Below are 24,695 nucleotides of genomic sequence, written 5' to 3' on the forward strand. Positions count from 1 at the left end.
GAGGTCGTGTCGCTTCATGCATCGATCAAAGCAGCGGAACATCCGACCGGTCAAGAATGCCGAGCCTGATTTCACATTTTGGCCTTCGATATTCACGAGGTCGTGACAGGCATTTCGTTGAACGGCTTCTCCGCGTCCTCCGTGGGGAGTACCGGGCCCCACGGGAACGGCGGGTCCGGGATGTCCTTGCGCAGTACCGGGGCCACCGCCGACTGGAACAGTTCCAGCGAGTCACGGTGCTGCGTGTCGGTGAGGCCGTTCGCATCGGCGTGGACGTGGAGCGCTGTGTGGCCGAACTGATCGTGGTAGCGGTGGACCTTGTCGATGACCTGTTGCGGACTTCCGATGAGGGCGGAGCTGCGCTCGACGAAGTCCTCCGGGGTCGCGAACACGACGGGCAGTCCGTTCTGCTCCTGGAAGGCGCGGTCGGCCTCGAAGACCGGCCGGTAGGCGGCGAGCGCCTGCTGGGAGGTGGGGGCCACATGGATGCCCGCCGTTCCGGCTCCGATGGCGATGCGGGCGGGGTCGTGGCCGTAGTGCTCCCAGCGCTCGCGGTAGTGGCGGATGAGCTCGGCGTACGGCTCGACGGGGTGGGTGACGTTCGCGGAGAACAGCGGGTCACCGTAGCGGGCGGCCAGGTCGACCGACTCCTTGCTGGTGGCGCTGCCGTGCCAGACCCTGACGGGCCGCTGGTAGGGCCGCGGCCAGACCTCGGCGTCGGTGAGCGGTGGTCGGAAGCGGGTCGCCACGCTCACCTTGTCGTGGCGCCAGATCCGCCGGAAGACCTCGTAGCTCTCGGCGTTGCGGTCCCACTGGTCCTCCGGCGTGACGTGGAACAGCTCGCGCTGCGCGCTGCCGTTTCCCTTGCCGATGATCAGGTCCAGCCGGCCCTCGGACAGGTGGTCCAGGGTGGCGTAGTCCTCGAAGGCGCGCACCGGGTCGAGCAGGCTCAGGGTCGTCACGGCGGTGAAGAGTCTGATGCGGCGGGTGAGCGCGGCGACGTGGCTGAGCACGACGGTCGGGGAGGAGGAGAGGAACGGACGCTCGTGCCGCTCCCCCACGCCGAAGCCGTCGAAGCCCAGTTCCTCGGCGAGGAGGGCGTTGTCGAGGACCTCGCGGAAGCGGTCGTGGGCCGGCTTGAGCACCTCGGTGACGGGGTCCGGGCGGTGCACGATCAGGGTGATGGCGATGAACTTCATGACGCGACCCGCTCGTCGCCGATGGCGTCCGGGTGAGCCAGTCCGAGGTGGTCGCGCAGGGTCGTGCCCTCGTAGTCCGTGCGGAAGACGCCCTGCTCCTGCAGCAGCGGGACCACCTTGTCGGCGAACTCGTCGAGGCCGGTGGGGGTGAGGTGCGGCACAAGGATGAAGCCGTCGCTCGCGTCGGCCTGCACGAGGTCGTTGATGGTGCGGGCGACGGTGGCCGGGGAGCCGATGAAGTTCTGCCGGTTGCCGGTGTGGATGACCAGCTCACGGATGGACCAGCCGTTGGCCTCGGCCAGCTCGCGCCACTCGCGCGCGGTGGCCAGCGGGTCCCGGTACATGCGGACCTGGGCACGGCCCTTGGCGATGTGGTCGTCGCCGACGTCCGGGGCGATGTCGGGAAGGGGGCCGTCCGGGTCGTACGCGGACAGGTCCCGGTTCCACACGAACTCCAGGTGCTTCAGGGCCGTGGCACCGCTGACCTGCTGCCGGCGCACCTCCCGGGCCAGTTCCCCGGCCTCCGCGTCGGTGTCGGCGAGGGCGAAGGTCGCGGCGGGCAGGATGAGGAGCTGATCGGGGGTCCGGCCGTGGGCGGCCAGGCGCGACTTGACGTCGGTGTAGAAGGCCTGCCCGGCTTCGAGGGTGCCGTGCCGGCTGAAGATGGCGTCCGCTTCCGCGGCGGCGAACTCGCGGCCCTCGTCGGAGTCGCCGGCCTGGAAGATGACGGGGCGGCCCTGTGGGGGGCGGGGGACGTTGAACTGCCCGTGGATGTCGAAGTGCGGGCCGGTGTGGGCGAAGGTGCCGGCCTTGGCGTCCGACAGGAATCTGCCGGTCTCGCGGTCGGCGAGGATCTCGTCGCCGCGCCAGGAGTCGAAGAGTTCATGTGCCGTGGCGAGGAACTCCCTGGCCCGGGAGTAGCGCTGTTCCTGCGGCAGGAATCCGCCGCGGCGGAAGTTCTCGCCGGTGAAGGCGTCCCAGGAGGTGACGACGTTCCAGGCGGAGCGGCCGCCGGAGAGATGGTCGAGGCTCGCGAACTGGCGGGCGACCTCGTAGGGCTCGTTGAAGGTGGAGTTGATGGTGCCGGCGAGGCCCAGACGCTCGGTGACGGCGGCGAGCGCGGCGAGGACGGTGAAGGTGTCGGGGCGGCCTACGACGTCCAGGTCGTATATTTCGCCGCCCTGCTCACGAAGCCGGAGTCCTTCGGCGAGGAAGAGGAAGTCGAACTTGGCGCGTTCGGCGGTCCGTGCGAAGTGCGCGAAGGAGCTGAACTCGATGTGGCTGCCGGCCCGCGGGTCGCTCCAGACGGTGGTGTTGTTGACGCCGGGGAAGTGAGCGGCCAGGTGGATCTGCTTCAGGGGCTTGGTCATCGGGGTGGCGTCCCTCCGGCTCAGACGGCGGCGTAGCGGTTGGCGGGGCGGGTCAGGCCCAACAGGCCGCGCAGGGTGTCGGCCTCGTAGGCCTTGCGGAAAGCGCCCCGGCGCTGGAGTTCGGGGACCAGGCCGCGGGTGACGGCCGCGAGGTCGTGGCCTGCGACGGCGGGCCTCAGCCGGAAGCCGGACAGCCCGGCCTCGCGCAACTCCAGCAACTTTTCGGCGAGTTGGGAGGGTGTGCCGGTGAACACCGGGGCGTCGCTGGTGTACGGCTGTCCGGCGAGCGCGTCGAGCCGTTCCCGGCGGGCCCTGGCGGCGGCCGGGTCGTCGTCGAGGAAGACGACGAGGTCACCGAAGACGTGGAGGGTTTCGGACGCCCGGCCTGCGGCGTCCTGCTCGGCGCGGATCCGGCTGACGACGGTGCGGGCCTCATCGGCGTCGTGCGGAGTGACGTAGCCGACGTCGGCGGCGCGGGCCACGAGACGGTAGGGGACGGTGTCGTGGGCGAGGGCGCTGACGATCGGCTGGCCCTGCGGCGGGCGGGGCGTGATGGAGGGGCCTCTGACGCTGAAGTGCCCGCCCTGGAAGTCGATGTAGTGCAGTTTGCCGCGGTCGATGAAACGGCCCGTGGCCACGTCCCGGATCTCGGCGTCGTCCTGCCAGCTGTCCCAGAGCCGGCGCACGGCCTCGACGTGGTCGGCGGCCTCGTCGAACAGGTCGGTCACCGTTTCCCGGGAGGCCGGGCTGTCGTAGGCGTCGATGCGCGCGATGGTGCGGCGGCCGAAGTGTGCGGCCTCGTTCGGGCGTGCGGTGATCTGGACCCTCAGGCCCGCACGGCCGGTGCTGACGTAGTCGAGGGTGGCGATCGCCTTGGAGATGTGGAAGGGCTCGGTGTGGGTGGCGACGACCGTCGGCACCAGGCCGATGTGCCGGGTCAGCGGGCCGATACGGGAGGCGACGAGGACGGCGTCGAGTCGGCCGCGCACCTGGTCGGTGCGCTCGTCCGGGTCCAGGAAATGGGAGGACTGGGGGCCGAGACCGTCTTCGATGGTGACGAAGTCGAGCAGTCCGCGTTCCGCCTCTGTGACGAGATCGGCCCAATAGGCGGCGGTGAACTGGTCTTGGGGCCGCGCCTCCGGTTCCCGCCAGGAGGCGGGGTGCCAGCCGGTGCCGTCCAGGGCGACGGCGAGGTGCAGCGTGGATGAAGCGGTCGAGGACACGAGGGGCCTTCCTGCAGGGGTTTGCCTACGTGTTTGTCCTGGGCAGCCCGGTCGGGTGGAACTCCGGCTTCAGGACCTTCGCCTGTCGGGGTCGGGTACGGCAGCACCAGCTCGCGCGCAGCCCGACTCGCCTGCGTGCAGGGAAAAGTGACCGGACGACACCGGCGGATCACGTGATGCCGACGACGTGCCGTGTCAGTCCGAGAACGCCGTGTGTCAGGAAGCGGTGAGAGTGCGGGGCGGAGAGCCGGTTCGGGAGGGACTCACCGAGCGCGGGAAAGGCCGGCCCGCTGCCGCGTCAGGCGCAACACGCCGCGGACCACACCCGACCGAAGTCGATGTGGCCACGCGAGACCAAGCGTTGCTGCGCGTTCATGGGGTTAGTTGAGCAATACATCGTGCTTCTCGTCAAGGAGCGCTCGGATGCCGGACCTCGTGGTGCGAAGGCCGTTCGACTGCCCCGCCGAACGAGACACCGGCCCCCTTTCTTGAGTGACCGATCCAGATAGGTTACGGTGAGGCCATGGCAAGGACCCGGGAGTTCGACACCGAGGCGGCGGTCAGTCGCGCCATGGACCTTTTCTGGACGCGCGGCTACGAGGCGACCTCGGTGCGCGATCTGACCCAGCACCTGGGGATCGGGCAGGGGTCCCTGTACGCCGCGTTCGGCGACAAGGACGGCCTGTACCGGGCCGCACTGGAGCACTACCGCACCACCCTCGCGGCGGCCGCCCTGCGCAGCCTGGAGGAAGGAGCGGACACCCGCGCGGCGATCCGTACGCTGCTGACGGAGCGGATCCGCATCGCCGTCAGGAGCGGCGGCCAGGGCTGCCTGGCCGTCAACGCCGTCTGCGAGCGGCTGCCTCAGGACGCGGCAACCCGGCGCACCGTGCGCGACATGCAGGACGCCAGCCGGGAAGCGCTCACCGAGATACTGCGGGCCGGGATGGAGCGGGGTGAGATCGCGGCGCGGCACGACCCGCACACGGTCGCCGCGTTCCTGGTCACCTTCCTCAACGGACTGCTGGTCTCCGCGAAGGTCACACCGGATGCGCCCGCCCTCGAACCTCTCGTCGAGGTCGCGCTGACCGCTCTCGACTGAAGCGCCCGCCGCGGCCTCGGCCGGCTGTTCCCCCTGCCCCGAATCTGTAACGAACGATAAAGAAAGGGAGCGTCCGCGCCGGCCGTGACGACGCGGCGCCCGTCGGCACCGACCGCCCGAGCCGGCCTGCCGACCTCACCGAGCCACCGCCCACCGCACCCACCGCACCCACCGCACCCACCGCACCCACCGCACCCAAGACAGGAAGCACGACGTCATGATGTACGACCACACCACAGCACCCCTGCGTACCGGCCGTGCCGCCGTCAACGGAACGAGCCTGCACTACCGGACGGCCGGGTCCGGCCCCGCCGTGGTGCTGCTGCACGGCGTGCCCAAGACCGGTTACCACTGGCGCCACCTCGTCCCCAAGCTGACGCCCCACCACACCGTCGTCGTGCCGGACCTGCGTGGTCTCGGTGACTCCGCCCGCCCCGCGGACGGCTACGACTCCGCGACGATGAGCGACGACATCGCCGCGCTGATGGCCCGCCTCGGACATGAGACCTACGCCGTGATCGGCGAGGACTGGGGAGCGGTGATCGGCTACCAGCTCGCCGCCCGCCACCGTGACCACGCCACCGCCCTGGTCTTCGCCGAGGCACTGTTCCCCGGCTTCGGCTTCGAGGACCACACGGCCCTCACCCCCGAGAACGTCTCGGGCGGCATGCATCTGTGGCACCTGGGCTTCTACTTCCAGCCCGACGTCCCGGAGATGCTGATCTCCGGGCACGAACGCGAACTGATCACCTACATGATCAAGAACGAGCGCAGCCACCCCGACACCGCCACCCCCGACGCCATCGAGGAGTACGTGCGCTGCTACTCCATGCCCGGCGGCATCCGCGCGATGCTGGCCGTCTACCGGGCGATGCTCACCGACGCCGAACAGAACCGGCGGGCCGCACGGCAGAAGCTGTGCATCCCCGTCCTCGCGCTCGGCGGCTCCGCCTTCATCGGCGAACGCAACGAGTCCCAGGCGCGACTCGTGGCCGATGACGTCACGGGACACGTCTTCGACGCGGGCCACGACCTCGCGGAGGAAGTACCCCACGAGATGGCCGAAGTCGTCCTGCCGTTCCTGGCCGCGCACCGGTAGCAGGCACCCGGCCGCCGGGCCCGCAAGCCCCCGGCGGCCGGAGCCGGGCACACCGCACGTGGCTTCGCCCTGACCGGTCAGGCGCCCGTCTCGGCGTCTGCGCACAGACAACCCACGGACGTCACTTCCCGTCCTAGGTGACGCGAGAGGCGCCCGGGACCGACGGGACGTCTGCGCACGGGGTGTTGAGGAGAGAATCATTGATCCGTGCCCGGCGAATATGTGTGACCGCCCTGGCGGTGCTGGCGGCCCTGGCGGGCTCACCCGGGTCGGCACAGGCTGAACAGCGCCCCGCGTCACGGCTGTCAGACGCGACCGATGACAACAACCCACTTCCGCAAGGATGGCGGATCGACGGGAAGGCCGGGACACGTGAGCTGGTGTGGCGTGCGCCGAAGACCGTGCCCACGGGGGATGCGCGGGTCGAGTTCCGTGCCGACGACCGGCTGCTGGGGGTGCCGAAGCCGGCGAGGGACGGGCGGACCTTCCGGCTCGCCCTCGGCGAGACGCGGCCCGGGCAGCTGACGGACCTGCAAGTGACAGCCGCGGGGCGCCGGCTGGACACGACGGCCGGCGACCCGCCCAGGACCGGCTCGCGCGTAGGACGGATGCCCGCACAGGCACCGGCCAACGGCGTCGATCCGGGCAAACCCGGCCCGTACCGCACGGTCACCGGGGCGTACGACCTCGACCCGGTGCGCCTGCCCGGGTACGCCGCCCCGGTGGAGATGACCGCCCAGGTGGTGGCGCCGAAGAATGCCACCGGCAGTCGGCCGCTGGCGCTGTTCCTGCACGGCCGCCACGACACCTGCTACAGGCCGGGCACCGAGGCCGACGTGACCCGCGACTGGCCCTGTGCGAACGGTTACCGGCCGATTCCGAGCTACCTCGGCTATCTGCGCGACCAGCGCCTGCTGGCCTCCCAGGGCTATGTGACGGTGTCGATCTCGGCGAACGGCATCAACGCCCAGGACCTGGAGACCGAGGACGCCGGCGCGCAGGCGCGTTCCTCGCTGGTACGGCAGCACCTCGCCCGCTGGGCCGACTGGGCCGCCCGTCGCTCCTCCGCCCCGGCCGTCGTCCGCAAGGCGCCGAAGGCAGACCTGTCCCGGGTCCTGCTCGTCGGCCACTCGCGCGGCGGCGAGGGCGTCAACCGGGCTGCCCTGGACAGCCTGTACCCGCCGCCGGCCGCCGAGGACGGCTACCGGGGCCCGGTGCGCTGGAAGGTGCGCGGGGCCGTGCTGATCGCACCGACGATCTTCGGCCAGAACCCGGTCGCCGACGTACCGTCCGTGACGCTGCTGCCGGGCTGCGACGGAGACGTGTCGGACCTGCAGGGCGAGGTCTTCGTCGACGGGACGCGCGGGATCAGCCGGGGCACGGCACTGCACAGCGCCGTTTACATGAACGGCGCCAACCACAACTACTTCAACAGCGAGTGGACCCCGGGCGTGGCCGTCGCTCCGGCCGGTGACGACTTCAGGGCCGACCCGGATCAGCCGGACCCGGTGTGCACACCGGGTGCCGCGACCCGGCTGACCGCGACCCAGCAGCACAAGGCGGGCGCCACATACATCGCCGCCGCGGCCCGGCTCTTCCTCGCCGGGGACGATCGAGTGCGTCCGCTGCTCGACGGTTCCGGCAAGCGGGCCCCGTCCGCGGACCCGGCCCGGGTGCTGACCCACGCGGTCGGCGGCCGCCGCAGCGGCGGTTTCCTGCCGGACGGCGGGGCGAAGGTGAGCGGCGCCCGGCTGTGTTCCGCGATCGACCCCGACCCGGCCGTGGCCTGTCTGGACCCGAAGACCCCCGGATCGTCGCCGCACTTCGCGTCCTGGGAGACGGAACAGGAGACCGGCCGAAGCGCCGTGGACCTGAAGTGGTCCGCGCCGGGCAGAGCCGCGCACATCACTCCGGCCAAGCCGATCTCCCTGCACGGGTCGCAGAAGCTGGCGCTCCGGGTCTTCGTACCGCCGAACACGACCGGCACGAAGTTCGACGTGTCCGTCACCGACTCCCGCAACCGCACGGCCACGCTCGGCCGGGTCGCGGTGGCGGGACTGCCGGGCTCCGCCGCCACCGCGTCCTACTGGGCTCAGGAGCTGCGCGTCCCGCTGTCGGCGGCGACCCGGACCGGACTCGATCTCACGCACGTCAAGTCCCTGACGCTGACCCCTCGGTCACGGTCCGGTAGGGCCTGGCTGATGGACGCCTGGGGCTGGGCCCCCGGCACTCCGGTGGTGAAGTCGGCCGCTCTGCCGCGTGTCGACGTGGGCCGCACGATCGTCAAGGAGGGCGACTCGGGCACCCGCACCTACCGGGTCCCGGTCGAGGTCTCCGGGCACGGCAGCGGGCAGGTCCGCGTGTACGTCCTCGACCCGGACCGCGACCGGGTCGAGAACCGCCTCGTGACGGTACGGCCCGGCAGCGGCGCGGTCGACATCCCGGTCGAGGTCAAGGGCGACACCGCCTACGGCGACGACGTGGAACACGACATCGCCGTCAAGGCCGTCCGGGGCGCCGTCGTCGGCAAGTACCGGGGCGGGCTCACCGTGGCGAACGACGACCCCGAGCCGGTGACCACCCTGTCGCCGGTCACGGACCGGGTGACCGAGGGAGGGACGCTGACCTGGCGGCTGTCCCTGAACGAGCCCGCGGCGGTGGACCTCTACGAGCCGGTGCGGGTGCTTCCGGTGACCGAGGGCGCTGAGCTGTCCACCAACGACGTGGACCCCAAGTGGCTCGAGGAATCGTCCGGTGACGTGCCCGACCCCGAGCGGCCGCTGTCCGAGGCGCACCTGTGGGTGTGGGTGACCGTTCCGGCGGGGAGCACCGGCGTGGACTTCGTCGTGCCGACCGTCCGGGACCGGGTGGCGGAGCCGGCCGAGACGACGCGCCTGGCGCTGACCGACCGCCGCGGCAAGCCGCTTCCCGACAGCCCGGTGCTGACGGGGACGGTGCTCGACCAGCCATAAGCACGACGTACGAAGGATCAGGAACACTCTGTCGCGCGGGGTCCGCTGTGTCGGGCCCCGCGCTTCACCCTTGAGCGCGGGTTGGCCTGTCGGGCCCCGCGCTTCACGAGGACATCTTGAGGTCAGTCGGTCGGCTGCGTACCACGCGCCGCCGCGCGGAACTCCTGCGGCGCCCGGCCGTCGCGCTTGCGGAAGAACTTGGCGAAGTCGCCGGGGTCCCGGAAGCCCAGCCGGCCGGCGATGTCCGCCGACGTGGCCTCGGTGTGCACGAGGAGGCGTTTGGCTTCGAGCAGGATGCGCGCGTCCAGGTACTGCTTGGCCGTGGAGCCGGTGGCCGCGAGGGTGGCGCGGGTGAGGGTGCGGACGCTGTAGCCGAGTGCCGAAGCGTAGTCGGCGACCCGGTGCGTATGGCCGAAGTCCCGCTCGACGGCGGTGTGGTAGCGGCCGAACGCCCCCTCGGCAGCGGCATTTTCCAGCGGCCTGCCGATACGGGCGTGGGTGAGGCGGAGCAGCAGGACGCCCAGCAGCTGACGGAGGGCCTCGATGTGCGCGTCGAGCGGGATGGCACCCAAGTCGGCGTACTCGTGGGTGAGATGACGCAGCGCTAGCGCCAGCGCGCCGTCGTGCGCGAGGCCGGGCAGCAGGGGTGACGGGTCGGCGGGGGCCGCGGCGCCGGACTCCGGGTCGCTGGCGGTGAAGCCGGGCTGCCAGATGACGATCGTGCCGCGGGCGGGGGCGAGTTCGTCGGGTGAGTACTGGTGGACCTGGCCCGGGCGGATCCGCAACCAGCTGCCGGGGTGGAGAGTGTGGTCCGAAAAGTCCACGGTGTGCCGGAGCGGCCCGCTGTCGCCGTGGACGTGGATCAGATGGTGGAAGGCAGGTCGTTGCGGCGCCGTCAGGTCGATTCCCCGCCGTCGCCCCCGGTCGCGGAGTTCGGCGAAGTCCAGGACGTCCATACCGAGAGGAGCACTGAGCAACGGGCGGTACGCGACGTCCGTGATCTCCGCCCGGTCAGCCTGTCCGTTTTTTCCCATGAGAAGTCCTCAGCGTACCGGAAGGTCCGGTGGGGCCGCTCCTACGGTCGAGGACATGCGACTGATTGTGGGGATGACCGGGGCCACCGGGGCACCGTTCGGGGTCCGGCTGCTGGAGCGGCTGGCCGCACTGCCGGAGGTCGAGACGCACCTCGTCCTCAGCCGCTGGGCGCGGACGACGATCGAGATGGAGACCGGACGCACCGCCCGTGAGGTCGGCGCCCTGGCCGACGTCGTCCACAAACCGGACGACCAAGGCGCCTCCATCGCCTCCGGGTCGTTCAGGACCGACGGCATGGTGATCGTGCCCTGTTCGATGAAGACGCTGGCCGGGATCCGCGCCGGGTACGCGGACGGGCTGGTCGGCCGGGCGGCGGACGTGGTGCTGAAGGAGCGGCGTCCGCTGGTGCTGGTACCGCGGGAGACACCGCTGGGCGAGATCCACCTGGAGAACATGCTCGACCTCGCGCGCAAGGGCGCCCGGATCGTGCCGCCGATGCCCGCCTTCTACAACCATCCCGTCTCGGTCGACGACATCGTCGATCACATCACCGCCCGTGCGGCGGTGTAGGGCCGTCCCGGAACAGACACGACGAAGGACACACACATGGCCTACGACGACCTCCGCGGCTTCCTCTCCGCCCTCGACGACGAGGGCCAGTTGCTGCGTATCACCGACGAGGTCCGGCCCGAGCCCGACCTGGCCGCCGCGGCCAACGCGGCCTGCCGGATCGGCGACGGCGCCCCGGCGCTGTGGTTCGACAACGTGGCGGGCTTCACCGACGCCCGCATCGCCATGAACGTCCATGGTTCGTGGCGCAACCACGCCCTGGCGCTCGGGCTGCCGGCCGGGACGTCGGTCAAGGACCAGGTCGAGGAGTTCGCCCGCCGCTGGGACATGTTCCCCGTGCCGCCGGAGCGTCGCGAGGACGCGCCGTGGCGGGAGAACACCGTCGAGGGCGTGGATGTCGATCTCTTCCGGATCCTGCCGCTGTTCCGGCTGAACGACGGTGACGGCGGCTTCTACCTGGACAAGGCCGCGGTGGTCTCCCGGGACCCGAGGGACCCGCGGCACTTCGGGAAGCAGAACGTCGGCACGTACCGGCTCCAGGTCACCGGACGCGACCGGCTCGCCGTCCAGCCGGTCCCCATGCACGACATCGCCCTGCACCTGCGTGCCGCCGAGGAGCGCGGCGAGGACCTGCCGGTGGCGATCACACTGGGCAACGACCCGGTGATGACCATCGTGGCCGGCATGCCCATGGGCTACGACCAGTCGGAGTACGAGATGGCAGGTGCTCTGCGCGGTGCGCCGGCGCCCCTCGCCACCGCACCGCTGACCGGCTTCGACGTGCCCTGGGGCAGCGAGGTCGTGATCGAGGGGGTCATCGAGGGCCGCAAGCGCGAGATCGAGGGCCCGTTCGGCGAGTTCACCGGACATTACTCGGGCGGGCGGCGCATGCCGGTGATCCGGGTCGACCGGGTCTCGTACCGTACGGACCCGGTGTTCGAGTCGCTGTATCTGGGCATGCCGTGGACCGAGGTGGACTACCTGGTCGGGCCGAACACCTGCGTGCCGCTGCTGAAGCAGCTGCGCGCGGAGTTCCCCGAGGTGCAGGCGGTCAACGCGATGTACACGCACGGGCTCGCGGTCGTCATCTCCACGAAGAAGCGGTACGGCGGCTTCGCGAAGGCCGTGGGGATGCGGGCGATGACGACGCCGCACGGCCTCGGCTACGTCGCACAGGTGATCGTCGTCGACGAGGACATCGACCCGTTCGACCTGCCGCAGGTGATGTGGGCGATGTCGGCGAAGGTCGATCCGCAGGAGGACGTCGTCATCATCCCGAAGCTCTCCGTCGTCGAACTCGCGCCTGCGGCCTCACCGGCCGGCATCACCAGCAAGATGATCATCGACGCGACGACGCCGGTGTCCCCCGACGTCCGGGGCAACTTCAGCACACCGGCGCGCGATCTGCCCGAGACCAAGGAGTGGATCGGCCGTCTGCAGTCCCTGCTGGGCGCCCGCTGACCCGCCGACCGTAAGGAGTGGGCCGGCTGCCTGCACTCCCTGCCGGGCACCCGCCGACCCGCCGACCGTGAGGAACGGAGCCTCGACCATGACCTGTATCTGCCCCCGCTGCGCGCACGGCACCGTCGCGACCGTCGCCACCTCCCCCGTGCCCGGGGTGTGGGACGTTCTGCAGTGCGACCGTTGCCGCTACATGTGGCGCACGACGGAGCCGGACCGCCGCACCCGGCGCGAGCTGTACCCGGCCGAGTTCCGGCTGACGCAGGCGGACCTCGACGATGCCCCCGAGGTCCCGTCGGTACCGCCCGCTCCCTCCACCCCGGCGACCGCCCGAGCCACGGGCGCGATCCGCAAGGCCGCGTCCTGACACCTGTCCGAGGCCGGCCGGCGCCGACGGCGTCAGTGTCGAGGCCCGAGCCCGCCGTGCCCTGCTGGGCGGCGTACCAGCGGTGGTTGTTCCATACGCGGCTCGGCGGCGTGGTGATCCGTGCCACTCCCCGGGCCCATCGGCTGCGGCCGCCGTTAACCGGCCCGGCGACCCACCCGACACTTGAACGCGTTCAAATTTGGTGAGAGCATCGCGCTCAACCGCTCAGGGGGTGGGTGAGGATGCCGGACGAGGCAGCGCGGCAGGGGGCGACGACCGTGGAGAGGTCCGGTGGGCTCACCGCCTCGTCCATGGCGTGGGCGACACTGATCACCGTGAGCCCCTGGCTGCCGGGCGTCGTGGGCATCCTGGACCTGACAGGCGTGGCCGTCGCCTTGAGCATGCTGCTCTGCGGCCCTGTTCCGTCCTTCCTGCTGGGAACGCTGCTGGGGCGCGCTCGTGCCACCTGGCTGGTGGCGACGTGTGCCGCCGCCGGGCCGCTTCTGTGGATTCTCGACTTCACGGTCTTCAGCGATCCCCATGTCCGTTCCTCGACGGCGGTGGCAGTCGCTTTCGGGGGCGCTTCGGCCCTGGGGCTCGTCAGTGTCCCCCTCCTGGGGGGAGCGGCGGCAGGCCGATGCTGCCGTCGCTCCGGCACAGCCGGCCGCGTCCGGGCTTGATCCGGAGCCGAGCCACCCACTTACCTGCTCACGACCCCCGATGCGCCGCAGCCCTTCCCTTGTCATGCCCTCATCTGAAATCTTGCGTCGACCCATTCGGCCCACGGCCCGGCCGGCGCCACCCATTGCCCCGGGCTCTCGGAGGATGCTGTGACAACCCCCCGCATATCCCGGCACCGTCTCAGACGGTCGCTGTTGTCCGTAGCCGCTGCCGGAGCGGCTCTCGCGCTCGCCACCCCCGCCGGGGCAGCCGACCTGGACACCGGCCTTCCGCCGGGTCCGGCCGCGGCCCGCGCCGCCACGCCGCCCGTCCCATCCGCTGCCGGATGGGCCGCCGGCACTCGCTCCTACCTCGTCATCACCGCTGCCGGCGACACCTCGGCGGCACGCAACGCGGTGACGGCGAACGGCGGTTCCGTCTTCGCGTACTACGACGCGATCGGCGTGGTGGTCGCACACTCCACCTCGACAAGCTTCGCCACCGCGATGCGCTCCGTCACCGGCGTGCAGAAGGTGGGGGCGACCCGCACCTCGGACGTCCCCGCGGACGCCTACTCCCCCACCCTGCCGGGCGCTCCCGCGCAGTCGCCCACCACCCTCACCGAGACCACGCGGTGGGACATGACCAGGATCAACGCCGACAAGGCCTGGGCCGTCAGCACCGGGTCCCCGTCCGTCACGGTGGGCGTCCTCGACACCGGGGTGGACGACCGGCACCAGGACATCGCACCCAACTTCGACGCGGCGGACTCCGCCTCCTGCGCCTACGGCAAGGCCGACACCAGGACCGGTGCCTGGCGTGACGTCGACACCCACGGCACCCACGTGGCGGGCACCATCGCCGCCGCGAAGAACGGCAAGGGCGTGGTCGGCGTCGCGCCGGGCGTCAAGATCGCCTCCGTGCGCATCGCCGAGCCGAACACGAGCATGTTCTTCGCCGAGAACACGATCTGCGGCTTCATGTGGGCCGGTGACCACGGCTTCGACGTCACCAACAACAGCTATTACACGGACCCGTGGATGTTCAACTGCCCCGACGACCCGGACCAGGCAGCCATCATCGAGGGTGTGCGCCGGGCACAGGAGTACGCGGAGAGCAAGGGCTCGCTCCAGGTCGCGGCGGCCGGCAACTCCGACTACGACCTGGCCGACAAGCGTTCGGACAGCTCCAGCCCGAACGACTCGACGCCCGTCAACCGCACGATCACCAACGCCTGCGTCGACATCCCGACGGAGCTGCCCGGCGTCGTGACCGTCGCGGCGATGGGCAACGGCAGCATCAAGGCGTCCTACTCCAACTTCGGCCGGGACGTCATCGACGTCGCGGCCCCCGGCGGCGACGGAGCCTACGGTGTCTACTCGACGCTCCCCGGCGGCAAGTACGGGAACAAGAACGGTACGTCGATGGCCGCGCCGCACGTGGCGGGCGTCGCCGCGCTGCTGAAGAGCGCCGACCCGGCCGCCACCCCCGCCGACCTCCGCGCGCGGCTGGGAAGCCAGGCCACGGACACCGCGTGCCCGTCCGACAGCCGCTGCACCGGCACCACTGCGAAGAACGCCTTCTTCGGGGAGGGCCAGGTCGACGCGCTGAAGGCCGTCGGTGGCGGCACGCCGCCGCCCGGCCGCCACTTCGAGAACGCCACCGACGTCACCGTCGCCGACAACGCCACGGTGGAGTCCCCGATCACCGTGACCGGCGTGCCGGGCAACGCCCCGGCCGCGCTGAAGGTCGGCGTGGACGTCAAGCACACGTACCGCGGCGACCTGGTGCTGTCGCTCGTCGCCCCCGACGGATCGGTCTATCCGCTGGAGGACTTCGCCGACGGCGACAGCGCGGACGACGTGGTGAAGACGTACACCGTCGACGCCTCGTCCGAAACCGCGTCCGGTACGTGGAAGCTGCGAGTCCGCGACATCGCGACACAGGACACCGGCCGGATCGACACCTGGACTCTGACCTTCTAGAGGGAGAATTCCCGGCGCGCACACGCCTTCCCCTTCCGCCCGCCCCCGCCCCTGGCCACCCCTCCTTCTCACCTCTTGCCTGGCCTATCGAAATTCGATAGGTTCCCATCGTAAGTCGATTGAGGGATGGGTCATGGGGAAGCTGGCAGTGTGCGCGCTGCGCGCCGTGCTCGTGGTGTTGCTCGTCGGCACCGTGTTGGTCCAGGCATCGATGGTGTGGGCGTTGGTCAGCGGGAACGACCCGGAGGACGGGTCACTCCCGCTGACCCCACTGCGCGTGATCACGATCCTGGGCCTGGCGGCGGCCCAGGCGGCCCTGGTCTGCGTATGGCGGCTGGTGACGATGGTGCGCCGCAGGACCGTGTTCTCGCCCGCCGCCTTCCGGTACGTGGACGTCGTGATCGGCTCGATCGTGGCCGCCGCCCTCGTGTGGTTCGCGGTCACGATCCTCAACGCGCCGGGGCAGCGGGACGATCCGGGCGTCACCGTCATCATGGGCGGCATCGGTCTGGGCATCCTGGGGGTCGCGCTCATCGTGCTCGTACTGCGGATGCTGCTCGCGCAGGCCGTCGCTCGCGATGTCGAGGCGTCACAGATGCAGGCCGAACTGGACGAGGTCATCTGAGACCGGTCGCCGCCTCGAACTTCGTGGGCGGGCCGGTGGCATTGCCCGGCGTTTTGTGGGTAAGCGCGGCTCGTGTTGGACGAATACTCGAAGGACGCGACGGCCCCCATGGATCACGAAGTGGGAGGAAACGGCCCGGACACACTGTCCGCCGGCGCCATTTCCGTGTCGGCGGCGTTCGACGGCGACACCGGGATCGCCGAAGCCCGCGACCTGGCCCGGACGTTCCTGACCCGGGTGCAGGCGGTGCACGGCCTGCCGGTCTCCGGCCGGGCCATCGGGACGGTCCAGCTCGTGGTCAGCGAGCTGGTCACCAATGCCCGCAAGTACGCCCCCGGCCCCTGCCTGCTGACCCTGGACATCGTGGACGGGGCCGTACGGACCAGCGTGTGGGACAGCAGCACCACGCTGCCGGCGATCCTGGCACCCGACCCGAGCCGGATCGGACAACACGGCCTCGAGATCGTGGCCGCCGTCTGCGTCGGCTTCTCCATCCACCGCGAGCCGGTCGGAAAGCGCATCACCGCCGACGTCGTACTCGCCGACGACCCCGGCGGGTCCCCGGCCGGCCACCAGGTGCTGTAGTACCGGCGCAGAAGCCGGCGGGGCCGGGCATCGCACGCGCCGACGCCGGTCTGGTCCGCTGCGGCCGTGCGACTGACATCGCTACGCGGCCGCCACGATGCGCTCCACGGCGGCCGTCACCAGCTGTTCACGCTCCGCCTCCGTGAAGACGTCCGGCAGGGTGAGCTGCTCGACGATCAGCCAGTTCAGCGTCAGCATGAGCAGCTTGACGGCCGTGGCGTCGCCGGGGAGGCCGGAGGCCTCGTGGTAGGCGACGTTGGCGTCGACGTCGGCACGGACCCGCTCGGTGAGGACCTTGCGCAGTTCGGGGCGGCGGGTGGCCTCGAGGCGAAGTTCCAGCAGGGCGAGGTAGCCGGTGCGGAAGGAGGCGATGCGGCCCACCAGGTCGCGCATCAGGCCGGTATAGGCCTCCCGGTCGCGCCCTGCCGCCCGCTGTCGCGCGATCATCTCCTCGTCCGGCTGAAGCCGCTCGTACACCCGGGCGCCGGCCTGCGTGAACAGGTCGTCGCGACTGGCGAAGTAGTTGGAAGCCGTACCGGCGGGAACGGACGCCTCCGCATCCACGGCCCGAAACGTCAGGCCCCGTGCACCCTCCCGGGCCAGCACCTCGATCGCCGCGTCGACGAGAGCCGCGCGCCGCTGGTCGTTCCGCCTCACCATTGACACCACTCCAGACGTAGTACTACGTTCAAACCACTTCAGCCAGAGTACTACGTATGGGGGACCACTGTGCGCAAGCTCGTGTACTACATCGGCGTCTCGCTCGACGGCCGCATCGCCGGCCCGGGCGGGGAGTTCGGCTTCTTTCCGCAGGGCGACGAACAGCAGGCCGCTGCCTATGCGCAGTGGATGAACGGGCTGTACCCGGAAACCGTCCCGACGGCCTACCGCGCGGCCGCGGGCGTGGCCGACGCACCCAACCGGCGTTTCGACACCGTCCTCATGGGCCTCGGCACCTACCGCCTCTCCCACGACAACGGGATCACCAGCCCGTACGCGCACCTGCGCCAGTACGTCGTGTCCAGCACCCTGGAGCCCGACGTCGACCCGGCGGTCACCGTCGTGGCGAGCGACCCGCTCGGACTCGTCCGCGAACTCAAGGGCGAGGCCGACGCCGGCCAGGACATCTGGCTCTGCGGAGGCGGCCGGCTCGCAGGCACCTTGTTGCCCGAGATCGACGAACTGCTGATCAAGACCTACCCGGTCATTGCGGGGAGCGGAATCCCGGCGGTCGACGGGGCCTTCGACCCCACCGCCTTCGACGTCGCCGAGCGCACCACGTTCCCCGGCGGAGCCACCCTCACCCGCCTCACCCGCCGCCGGCCCGGGGGCACCGGCCGGTCTCAGTAGTCGAGGTCGATGTAGTCGATGTCGTTGAGGGCGACGTCCGAGAGTCCCGGTGCCCGGGCTCCGCCGTCCTGGAAGTAGGTTTCCTTGAAGCCGTCAGCGATGATCTGCCGCAGTCGCTGGTCGCCCGCGCCTGCTTCGCGGGCGTCGAACAGCTGCTGCGCGTACGCCGGGGGGAGGTGCACCGTGAGTCGGCGGAAACGGCCGTCGTCGGTCGTGCCGACCGGTGCCGTGCAGCCGAAGCGGGCTCTGGTCTCCACCGTGATCCCGCCGGTGGAGGCGGCCTCCTCGCGCCGGCGCCGGCGGACCTGCGGCTGCCACCGGGTCCGGACGGCGGCATCGATCCTCTGCCGGATCTCCTCAGGCGGTTTCTTGCGTTCACCCGTGCGGTAGCGCTCCACCGACCGTCGGCTCACCCCCAGCTCCGCCGCCACGGCCCGGGTCGTCTTCAGCTGCCTCAGCAGGAAGTTGATCCGGCCCTTGAGCGTCTTCGGCGGAGTACGGGTGGAGGCCTCCTGGCCGGCGCGCTCGATGGCGTCGTCGATTTCTCCCACGGCGTCCGTTCCTCTCGCAGGCCGGTCCTACTCGCCGTCGTCGAGGACGGCGTCGCCGCCCTTGACGTGGCGGGCCGGGTTCAGGCCCTTCTCCATCAGGTCGACCGCCCAGAGCATCTCCTGGACGCCCTCCGGTTTCGCCAGGCCCGGCGTGGGGCCGAGGCGGAAGCCACCGGGCTGGGACTTGCCGGAGGCCGCGTAAGGGAGGAAGTCCAGCGGCGAGGGACCGGGGCTGGGGTAGACGACGCAGTCCGAGAGCACCGCGAGCGGGTACCGTCCCGTCAGCCTGGCCATGTTCAGCAGCTTGCGGTGCATGTTGACCCGGGCTTTGGAGATGACGGCGGCGCGGATGTCGGGTCGCCAGGTGGGCCGTTCCAGAGCCGGCCACCGCTCCCCCTGCTTGTAGTGGCGTCCCTGGGGGCGTTCACTGAGCTTGCCGATGCCGCCCTTGACGGTGGCCTTGATCGCGGCGAGGACGGCGGCCAGGGCCGGGTCGGTGTCCTTGTGTCGCTCCATCGCCGCGATGAACTGCCGGTCGTCCAGGTCACGGGTGACCCCGAGGTCGGCCAGGGTGTCGACGTAGGCGCTCTTGAGCCGGTCGTGCCACGGGTCCAGATACGCACCCGTCGCACGGCGCAGGTAGGCCTCCAGCGGCCGCACGTTGTAGCCCAGCTCCTGGGCGTAGGCGACCGTGTGGGTCTGGTACCAGGCGGGGCCGGACGGCCGTTCACCGCTCGGTGTGAAGGGGCTGGGCAGGCGGGGGGCGAGCTCCACATGACTCAGGTCGACCAGCCAGGAGCCGGGGATCTTCGGATTGAACTGCGGGCCGACGAAGTGCTCCGGTCCCGACAGTCCGACCGTGAGCCGGGCCGCGGCGGCGAGGAACGCGGTGTTGAGGTCCAGGCCGACGGCGTAGGGCAGATGGCACTCCTCGTCGCTCAGCAGGTCCGCCTCGCGCACCCACTGGTAGGCCTCCTCGTCCAGGAACCCCCCGCTCCAGCCGGATTCGACGACCACGGGGTGCTCCGGGGTGGCCTCGGGCGGCGCCGGGTCCACCGGCGGGGTGCCGAGCGAACCGGGGTTGTGGCCGGGCACCCAGTTGCCGGTGGCCTCGTCGCGGACCGCGCGGGTGGGCGGCCGCAGCGCCGTCATCAACTCCAGGCCCGTGACGGCGGTACTGCCGCGCGGGGTGAGGACGCGCCGCGCGTAGACGCCGAGGACCCGGGCGACGTCGGCGGGTTCCATCTCCGTCACTCCCGGCCAGGACCGCTCGTCCAGGGCGTCCCACGACAGAACCGCCAACTGCACGCACTGCCGCCGGCCTTCCTGGGCCTTGCGGTAGATCCGGGCCCATGGGCCGAACCCAGGCTGCGTCAACTGCCACCCCGCCTTCGTCACCTGCACGACGACCGGATGGTCATGGGGCAGACGCAGCGAACGGCGCTGCTCGGGACCCTCCAGACGCTCGGGCAGTCCGATCCGCACAGCCGCCGCCGGCGTGGCACGACCAATGGGTCGGAATCCTTGCCGTTGCGGTGCAGGCGTGGCGCGCCGAGACCGGACTCGCGCAGCGTCCACTCCACCAGCTGCGGCACGGAGGTGGCGGGGCAGTCGAGGACGATGCCGTCGACGCCGTATGCCGAGCCGTCACCGCCGAGCACGACCAGCGGCCCGTGCGGGTACCTGGGGTCGGTGGCGGGCGTCGCCACCCTCTTCGCTGCCGGTCGCCGCGAGGACGCCGTCGGTTGACGGTGAGGACGCTCGGGTGCGGTCGGCGTCCGCGTCGGCGCGGGTGCCGTTCGGGGCGGTGAGGGCTCGGCCGAGGGCGCCTGAGTCTGCGCAAGGAGTTCCGGCCGGGGCGCGTCGGAGGGAGCCGGAGTCGCTGACGCGGGGACCGACGAGGCTGGTGCGGTGGCCGACGGAGCTGGTGCGGTGGCCGGAGGCGCTGACGCGGGGGCGGGGATGTGGGCGCGTGTCGGTGCCGGGCCGGTGCGTGGGATCACCGCACGGCCTGGTTGCGTCGTGCCTCCGCAGCCTTGAAGTAGTCCCCGCCTTTGCGCTTGGCGTCGTCCGTGCCCCAGGCCTGCTCCCCGCCGGCGGTGGCGGTGCCGTCCTGCGCGGCATGCGGCCGCAGCGGCGCTCTGACCAGCCTGGGTATGTGCTTCGAGCAGTGGATGTAGGCCTCTTCGACCTCGACCTCGACCCACATCTGGGGGCGGCGGCCGGGCAGTGGGTCGACGGGCAGGTGGGGGTGGCTGCGGCGCATCGCCTCGTCGGGGACCAGGCGGGCCCGGCCGTTGACGTGCAGGCCGATGCGGTCCTCGGAGAAGTCGATCATCAGGAGGCCGACGTGCGGGTTCTCCCGGATGTTGCCGAGTGAGGCCATGACGCCGTTACCCCGGTACTCCGGGTAGGCGAGGGTCGCGTCGTCGAGAACGCGGAGAAAGCCGGGCGGCCCGGCGCGGAACGTACTGTCGCACTCGCCCCGGCCGTCCGAAGTGGCGAGGAAGAACATCTCCTGGCGGGCGACGAACTCCCTCATCCTGGTGTTGAGCCGGTCCAGTACCTGCTCGTCGTAGAAGCGGTCGGCGCGACTGGTGGTACCCAACTCGCCCTGGATCTGGTGCTCTCCGTGGCTTCCGGGCCGGTCCGCCCGTGGATCCTGGTGCAACGGTCCTCCTGACAGGCGAACCAACGCCTGTGTCCGAGCCCTGCACCGGTGGTCCCTCGGCGCAGGTGACTCTGCCGATCCCCTCGGAGGCCGAACAACGCTCACCGGCCACGCACACGAGGGTAGAGCAGGCGCTTGCACGGTCCGCCGTGCACCCGGCGTTCGCACGCTCAGGCGCCCGGCGTTCCACGCTCCGGTCGGCGGCCACCGGATCCGGGCCGCCTTCGCCGTCGCCTCACGTGCGCGGGTGCTCGTGTGCTCCGGCGAGACTCGCCACCGTGGCCCGGACGGTGGGATGCCGGTACAGCTCCCGCAGGCGCAGGGACGGCAGGCCGCGGGCGCGCAGGGCGGCACCGATACGGACGGCGGACAGGGAATTGCCGCCGAGTTCGAAGAAGTCGTCGTCCGGGTCGACGGGCACGCCCAGGACGTCGCTCCAGATCTCCGTCAGGCTCGCGGTGAGGTCGCCGGCGGCGTCGGTGCGGGCAGCCTCGGCGCGTCCCGGCGGGCGCGGGGCGGCAGGCGCGGGGAGCTTCGCCGTGTCGAGTTTGCCGTTGGCCGTCAGCGGGAGTGCGTCCAGCGCGGTGACGGTGGCGGGGAGCATGTAGTCGGGCAGGATGCCGGCAGCCCGCTCACGCACCCGGGCGGGGTCGCCACTCCCGGACGAAAGAGTCACATAGGCGTCGATCCGGGCAGTGGCGGCGTCCGCCGGGTCGTCGCGGCGTACCAGGACGGCCGCGGAGCGCACGGCGGGATCCTCCAGCAGGACGGAGCGGATCTCGTCGAGCTCGATCCGGAAGCCGCGGATCTTCACCTGGCTGTCGATCCGGCCCAGGTGTTCGAGCCGCCCGTCGGGGCGCAGGCGCCCGAGGTCGCCGCTGCGGTACATCGGGCCGTCGGAGAACGGGTCCGGTACGAACCGGCGGCCGGTCAGCTCGTCCCGGCCCAGGTAGCCGAGTGCCACGCCCGCGCCGCCGACGCATATCTCACCCGCCGCTCCTGGCGGCAGCAGCCGTCCGGCCGGGTCGGCCACGTAGAGGTGCCAGCCGGGCAGGGCCCGCCCTACGGAGCGGGTGCCGGCGAGCGCGAGTCTGCGGGTGAGCGTCTGCTCGGTGACATGGACGGTGGTCTCCGTGATGCCGAACATGTTCACCACCCGGCAGGACCGTTCGGGATGCCGGTCGAACCAGGGCAGCAGCATCCGCGCGTCCAGCGGCTCACCTCCGAACACGACCAGACGGACGGACACGTCGGCGTGGTCGACGTCGAGCAGCTGGGCGAAGGCCGACGGTGTCTGGCTGAGCACGGTGACCTTCTCGGCGACGAGCAGGTCACGGAAGTGGTCCGGTTCCCGGGAGACGAAGTACGGCACCACGACCAGCCGGCCGCCGGTGAGCAGACAGCCCCAGATCTCCCATACCGAGAAGTCGAAGGCGCTGGAGTGGAACCAGGTCCACACGTCCGCCGCTTCGAGGCCGTACTCCTCGCGGGTCGCGTCGATCAGGGCGATCACGTTGCGGTGGGGCACCACGACGCCCTTGGGCCGGCCTGTGGAGCCGGAGGTGTAGATGACGTAGGCGGGGTCGTCGGGCGAGGGAGGCGTCGGGCTCGCGTTCCCGCGGTGCGGCTGCCGTCCGCCTCGCGGCTCGGCCACGAGTTCGTCCGGCGTCACCCGTGCGCAGCCCGCCACGGCCGGGAACTCCGGGAGCCGGGTGACCACGACGCCCAGCCCCGCGTCCCGCGCCGTGTGGGCGAGCCGGTCCACCGGGTAGGCCGGGTCGACGGGAACGTAGGTCGCACCGGCCCTCAGCACGGCGAGCAGGGTCACCACCAGCTCGGCGGAGCGCTCCAGGCACACGCCCACCCGATCGCCCGCGCCGACACCACGTGCGCGCAGGCCGTGAGCCGACCGGGCGGCCCGCTCGTCGAGTTCGCGATAGGTCAGAGCCGTACCGCCGTCGGTGACGGCGATCCGGTCCGGCGTCGCCGCCACGACCCGGGCGAACGCGCCGGGCACGCTCACCGGCACGGTGGCCAGGGGACGCGGCGGCCGGCCGAGCGCCGCCACGCGGGCACGCTCGGCATCGTCGAGGAGCTCGACGTCGTCCGGCGAAGTCTGCGGGCGATGCCGGACCTGCCGGTGCACGTGCGCCAGGTGCCGTACGAACCGGGCGGCGATCTCCGCGGAGAAGTGGCTGCCCAGGTGGTCGCAGCGCAGCCGCAGACCGTCCGAGTCCCGCAGGAGGGAGACGGTGAGCGGGAACGGGGGCGCCAGACAAGGCACATACTCGGTCTCGGTCCCGGTCCCGGTCTGCGTCCGGGTTACGGCCTCGCCGGACAGGGCGGTGCCGTCCGCGTGGCCGCAGCCGTGGTCGGCGTCGTCGCAGAAGAGCAGACCCGTGAGCGCGGGGCCGGTCGCGGAGGTGGGTGTCGACTCGCCCAGGGTGGCTGCCGGTTCGACGGTGAAGGTGCCGTGATCGGTGCCGATGACCGGCCGGGTGCCGGGGTCGTAGCGGCGCAGGGTGACGGCGAGTGCCGTGAGCCAGCTCGCCTCGTCACCTGCGTCGTCCAGGGCGACGACATGGGCGGTGCCGGTGCCTTCGCCGCCCAGTCCCCAGGCGGGCGGGGCAGCGGATGCCGAAGCGGGGGCGCGAGGGGCGTCGCTCGGTGCCACGGGCTGCCCGGCTGCCAGCCGGGTGAGGGCCGTACGGTCCCAGCGCCCGCGCGGGGCGACGACGATCAGGTCCGTCAGGCCGTCGGCATAGCGCAGGAGGACGCTGCGCGGATCGCGGCTCGGGCGGGCGAGTTCGGCGGCGCGCCGGCGCTCGGCGAGCGGGTCCGTCGCCGGCACGGCGATGTCTTCGATCCACAGCCCCGGCCATGGGGCGGGGTCCGGGGAGGGGCCCGACCGGACGCGCAGCGCGTGGCAGTGGGCCGCGTGGAGGAGGGGTTCGGGCAGCGACGCGGACACGGGCCGTACTCCTTGTGACTTGTGTCGTTCTTGCTTTGTTCTGCTTGCCGATGCGGCTTCAGCGGGCGCTGAACCCGCCGTCAACGGTCAGGACCGATCCGGTGATGTGCCGGGACTCGTCCGAGGCGAGGAAGACGACCGCGGCGGCGACGTCCTCGGGTTCGATCAGCGCGTTCATGGGCTGCGCCTCCACGAAGGTCTTCTCGTGCTCGTGGACGGGCACGTCCAGGGCCCGGGCGATCTCGGTGAGCATCCTGCCCTCGGCCTGTGCGTCGTCGCGCACGGAGCCCGGGCAGACGGCGTTCACCCGCACCTTCATCGGCGCGAAGTCGAGCGCGGCAGCCTTGGTGAGACCGACGACGGCATGCTTGGCGGCGACATATCCGGCGAAGTGCCGGTAGCCGACGAGTCCGGCGGTGGAGGCCACGTTGACGATGCTGCCCGACCGCCGGGAGCTCATCGCTCCTCCCACCTCACGGATCACCCGCCAGGCCCCGGAGAGGTCCACGTCGATCATCAAGGACCATTCGTCCTCCTCGATCTCGTGCACCGGTCTGCCCGAGGGCGCTGCGATGCCAGCGTTGTTGACGGCGACGTCGACCCGGCCGAAACGGTCCTCGGCACGGACCACCGCCTCCCGGATGCCGAGGGTGTCGCGGATGTCGGCCTGCGCGGTGAGTACGGACGCACCGGCGTCCCGGCACAGTGCGGCGGTGTGTTCCAACTGCCCCACGGTGCCCAGCGGGTAGGGCACTCCCGGCAGGTCGGCGCAGATGTCCAGCAGGGTGAGGTCCGCGCCCTCGGCCGCGCAGGCGAGCGCGGTCGCTCTGCCGAGTCCGCGGGCGGCGCCGGTGATGAGGACCGACTTGCCGTGCAGACGCATCGGGTACTCCCTGAAA

At 71.3% G+C, this 24,695-nt stretch carries 20 protein-coding genes and 1 pseudogene; 10 read left to right on the forward strand and 11 right to left on the reverse strand.

Features of this window, described 5'->3' with window-relative positions; all coding sequences use genetic code 11:
* Positions 1-92 precede the first annotated feature (92 nt).
* The 3 genes from ACFCXS_RS33880 to ACFCXS_RS33890 are packed head-to-tail and all read right to left on the reverse strand — an operon-like array spanning position 93 to position 3,792.
* Positions 93-1,199: an LLM class flavin-dependent oxidoreductase gene (locus tag ACFCXS_RS33880; RefSeq protein ID WP_376647196.1), complete on the reverse strand. Its 1,107-nt coding sequence runs from the start codon at positions 1,197-1,199 to the stop codon at positions 93-95.
* On the reverse strand, positions 1,196-2,569 hold the full coding sequence (locus ACFCXS_RS33885) for an NtaA/DmoA family FMN-dependent monooxygenase (RefSeq protein WP_376647197.1): 1,374 nt from the start codon (positions 2,567-2,569) through the stop codon (positions 1,196-1,198). Before ACFCXS_RS33885 ends, ACFCXS_RS33880 begins: the two co-directional genes overlap by 4 nt.
* Before the next feature lie 20 nt (positions 2,570-2,589).
* Positions 2,590-3,792: an LLM class flavin-dependent oxidoreductase gene (locus ACFCXS_RS33890; protein WP_376647198.1), complete on the reverse strand. Its 1,203-nt coding sequence runs from the start codon at positions 3,790-3,792 to the stop codon at positions 2,590-2,592.
* 523 nt (positions 3,793-4,315) lie between these two features.
* On the opposite strand from ACFCXS_RS33890, the gene ACFCXS_RS33895 reads away from it, so the two are divergent.
* The 3 genes from ACFCXS_RS33895 to ACFCXS_RS33905 all read left to right on the forward strand — a co-directional run bounded on the left by ACFCXS_RS33895 (position 4,316) and on the right by ACFCXS_RS33905 (position 8,965).
* Positions 4,316-4,894, forward strand: a complete 579-nt coding sequence (locus tag ACFCXS_RS33895; RefSeq protein ID WP_376647199.1) for a TetR/AcrR family transcriptional regulator — start codon at positions 4,316-4,318, stop codon at positions 4,892-4,894.
* A 217-nt stretch (positions 4,895-5,111) separates the two neighbouring features.
* The gene (locus ACFCXS_RS33900) at positions 5,112-5,993 is read left to right on the forward strand and encodes an alpha/beta fold hydrolase (RefSeq protein ID WP_376647200.1); all 882 of its coding nucleotides are present in this window, start codon (positions 5,112-5,114) and stop codon (positions 5,991-5,993) included.
* A gap of 200 nt (positions 5,994-6,193) precedes the next feature.
* On the forward strand, positions 6,194-8,965 hold the full coding sequence (locus ACFCXS_RS33905; RefSeq protein ID WP_376647201.1) for a hypothetical protein: 2,772 nt from the start codon (positions 6,194-6,196) through the stop codon (positions 8,963-8,965).
* 122 nt (positions 8,966-9,087) lie between these two features.
* Here ACFCXS_RS33905 and ACFCXS_RS33910 read toward each other — a convergent pair whose 3' ends face one another.
* Entirely contained in the window at positions 9,088-9,999 is a 912-nt protein-coding gene (locus ACFCXS_RS33910; protein ID WP_376647202.1) for a helix-turn-helix domain-containing protein, read from the reverse strand.
* A gap of 55 nt (positions 10,000-10,054) precedes the next feature.
* Between ACFCXS_RS33910 and ACFCXS_RS33915 the strand changes: the two genes are divergently transcribed.
* The 3 genes from ACFCXS_RS33915 (at position 10,055) to ACFCXS_RS33925 (ending at position 12,398) form a co-directional block, all read left to right on the forward strand.
* Positions 10,055-10,570: a UbiX family flavin prenyltransferase gene (locus tag ACFCXS_RS33915; protein WP_376647203.1), complete on the forward strand. Its 516-nt coding sequence runs from the start codon at positions 10,055-10,057 to the stop codon at positions 10,568-10,570.
* A gap of 36 nt (positions 10,571-10,606) precedes the next feature.
* On the forward strand, positions 10,607-12,031 hold the full coding sequence (locus ACFCXS_RS33920) for a non-oxidative hydroxyarylic acid decarboxylases subunit C (RefSeq protein WP_376647204.1): 1,425 nt from the start codon (positions 10,607-10,609) through the stop codon (positions 12,029-12,031).
* A gap of 88 nt (positions 12,032-12,119) precedes the next feature.
* Positions 12,120-12,398: a non-oxidative hydroxyarylic acid decarboxylases subunit D gene (locus tag ACFCXS_RS33925; protein ID WP_376647205.1), complete on the forward strand. Its 279-nt coding sequence runs from the start codon at positions 12,120-12,122 to the stop codon at positions 12,396-12,398.
* Positions 12,399-12,615: 217 nt separating this feature from the next.
* Here ACFCXS_RS33925 and ACFCXS_RS33930 read toward each other — a convergent pair whose 3' ends face one another.
* Positions 12,616-12,765, reverse strand: a complete 150-nt coding sequence (locus tag ACFCXS_RS33930) for a hypothetical protein (protein ID WP_376647206.1) — start codon at positions 12,763-12,765, stop codon at positions 12,616-12,618.
* Positions 12,766-13,273: 508 nt separating this feature from the next.
* Between ACFCXS_RS33930 and ACFCXS_RS33935 the strand changes: the two genes are divergently transcribed.
* The 3 genes from ACFCXS_RS33935 to ACFCXS_RS33945 all read left to right on the forward strand — a co-directional run bounded on the left by ACFCXS_RS33935 (position 13,274) and on the right by ACFCXS_RS33945 (position 16,253).
* Positions 13,274-15,043 (forward strand): S8 family serine peptidase, encoded by a 1,770-nt coding sequence (locus ACFCXS_RS33935; RefSeq protein ID WP_376647207.1) that lies wholly within the window; start codon positions 13,274-13,276, stop codon positions 15,041-15,043.
* A 133-nt stretch (positions 15,044-15,176) separates the two neighbouring features.
* The gene (locus ACFCXS_RS33940; RefSeq protein WP_376647208.1) at positions 15,177-15,668 is read left to right on the forward strand and encodes a DUF2975 domain-containing protein; all 492 of its coding nucleotides are present in this window, start codon (positions 15,177-15,179) and stop codon (positions 15,666-15,668) included.
* A gap of 108 nt (positions 15,669-15,776) precedes the next feature.
* Positions 15,777-16,253 carry an ATP-binding protein gene (locus ACFCXS_RS33945; RefSeq protein WP_376647209.1) on the forward strand — a complete coding sequence of 159 codons (477 nt, stop codon included), beginning with the start codon at positions 15,777-15,779 and terminating at the stop codon, positions 16,251-16,253.
* An 81-nt stretch (positions 16,254-16,334) separates the two neighbouring features.
* Here ACFCXS_RS33945 and ACFCXS_RS33950 read toward each other — a convergent pair whose 3' ends face one another.
* A complete protein-coding gene (locus tag ACFCXS_RS33950) occupies positions 16,335-16,913 on the reverse strand; it encodes a TetR/AcrR family transcriptional regulator (RefSeq protein ID WP_376647210.1) in 579 nt (192 codons plus the stop codon).
* A 69-nt stretch (positions 16,914-16,982) separates the two neighbouring features.
* Between ACFCXS_RS33950 and ACFCXS_RS33955 the strand changes: the two genes are divergently transcribed.
* Entirely contained in the window at positions 16,983-17,603 is a 621-nt protein-coding gene (locus ACFCXS_RS33955; protein ID WP_376647211.1) for a dihydrofolate reductase family protein, read from the forward strand.
* Here the strand turns inward: ACFCXS_RS33955 and tpg are convergent.
* From tpg to ACFCXS_RS33980, 5 genes and pseudogenes are all read right to left on the reverse strand, one after another.
* Positions 17,597-18,154 (reverse strand): telomere-protecting terminal protein Tpg, encoded by a 558-nt coding sequence (tpg, locus tag ACFCXS_RS33960; protein ID WP_376647212.1) that lies wholly within the window; start codon positions 18,152-18,154, stop codon positions 17,597-17,599. The genes ACFCXS_RS33955 and tpg overlap by 7 nt on opposite strands.
* Positions 18,155-18,181: 27 nt before the next feature.
* Positions 18,182-20,118, reverse strand: a pseudogene (gene tap / locus ACFCXS_RS33965) (telomere-associated protein Tap).
* 35 nt (positions 20,119-20,153) lie between these two features.
* The gene (locus tag ACFCXS_RS33970; RefSeq protein ID WP_376647213.1) at positions 20,154-20,762 is read right to left on the reverse strand and encodes a pyridoxamine 5'-phosphate oxidase family protein; all 609 of its coding nucleotides are present in this window, start codon (positions 20,760-20,762) and stop codon (positions 20,154-20,156) included.
* A 298-nt stretch (positions 20,763-21,060) separates the two neighbouring features.
* On the reverse strand, positions 21,061-23,796 hold the full coding sequence (locus tag ACFCXS_RS33975) for an amino acid adenylation domain-containing protein (RefSeq protein WP_376647214.1): 2,736 nt from the start codon (positions 23,794-23,796) through the stop codon (positions 21,061-21,063).
* A 58-nt stretch (positions 23,797-23,854) separates the two neighbouring features.
* Positions 23,855-24,679: an SDR family oxidoreductase gene (locus ACFCXS_RS33980; RefSeq protein ID WP_376647215.1), complete on the reverse strand. Its 825-nt coding sequence runs from the start codon at positions 24,677-24,679 to the stop codon at positions 23,855-23,857.
* Positions 24,680-24,695 lie beyond the last annotated feature (16 nt).

This window comes from Streptomyces sp. NPDC056373, from assembly GCF_042262425.1.
Taxonomy (GTDB): domain Bacteria; phylum Actinomycetota; class Actinomycetes; order Streptomycetales; family Streptomycetaceae; genus Streptomyces.

What these genes read in the sequence shown, in the direction of transcription:
- ACFCXS_RS33940 (WP_376647208.1), top strand. Translation starts at nt 15,177, where the DNA reads ATGGGGAAGCTGGCAGTGTGCGCGCTGCGCGCCGTGCTCGTGGTGTTG.
- ACFCXS_RS33915 (WP_376647203.1), top strand. Translation starts at nt 10,055, where the DNA reads ATGCGACTGATTGTGGGGATGACCGGGGCCACCGGGGCACCGTTCGGG.
- ACFCXS_RS33880 (WP_376647196.1), bottom strand. Translation starts at nt 1,199, where the DNA reads ATGAAGTTCATCGCCATCACCCTGATCGTGCACCGCCCGGACCCCGTC.
- ACFCXS_RS33920 (WP_376647204.1), top strand. Translation starts at nt 10,607, where the DNA reads ATGGCCTACGACGACCTCCGCGGCTTCCTCTCCGCCCTCGACGACGAG.
- ACFCXS_RS33950 (WP_376647210.1), bottom strand. Translation starts at nt 16,913, where the DNA reads ATGGTGAGGCGGAACGACCAGCGGCGCGCGGCTCTCGTCGACGCGGCG.
- ACFCXS_RS33895 (WP_376647199.1), top strand. Translation starts at nt 4,316, where the DNA reads ATGGCAAGGACCCGGGAGTTCGACACCGAGGCGGCGGTCAGTCGCGCC.
- ACFCXS_RS33945 (WP_376647209.1), top strand. Translation starts at nt 15,777, where the DNA reads ATGGATCACGAAGTGGGAGGAAACGGCCCGGACACACTGTCCGCCGGC.
- ACFCXS_RS33980 (WP_376647215.1), bottom strand. Translation starts at nt 24,679, where the DNA reads ATGCGTCTGCACGGCAAGTCGGTCCTCATCACCGGCGCCGCCCGCGGA.
- ACFCXS_RS33900 (WP_376647200.1), top strand. Translation starts at nt 5,112, where the DNA reads ATGATGTACGACCACACCACAGCACCCCTGCGTACCGGCCGTGCCGCC.
- ACFCXS_RS33910 (WP_376647202.1), bottom strand. Translation starts at nt 9,999, where the DNA reads ATGGGAAAAAACGGACAGGCTGACCGGGCGGAGATCACGGACGTCGCG.
- ACFCXS_RS33930 (WP_376647206.1), bottom strand. Translation starts at nt 12,765, where the DNA reads ATGCCCACGACGCCCGGCAGCCAGGGGCTCACGGTGATCAGTGTCGCC.
- ACFCXS_RS33925 (WP_376647205.1), top strand. Translation starts at nt 12,120, where the DNA reads ATGACCTGTATCTGCCCCCGCTGCGCGCACGGCACCGTCGCGACCGTC.
- ACFCXS_RS33885 (WP_376647197.1), bottom strand. Translation starts at nt 2,569, where the DNA reads ATGACCAAGCCCCTGAAGCAGATCCACCTGGCCGCTCACTTCCCCGGC.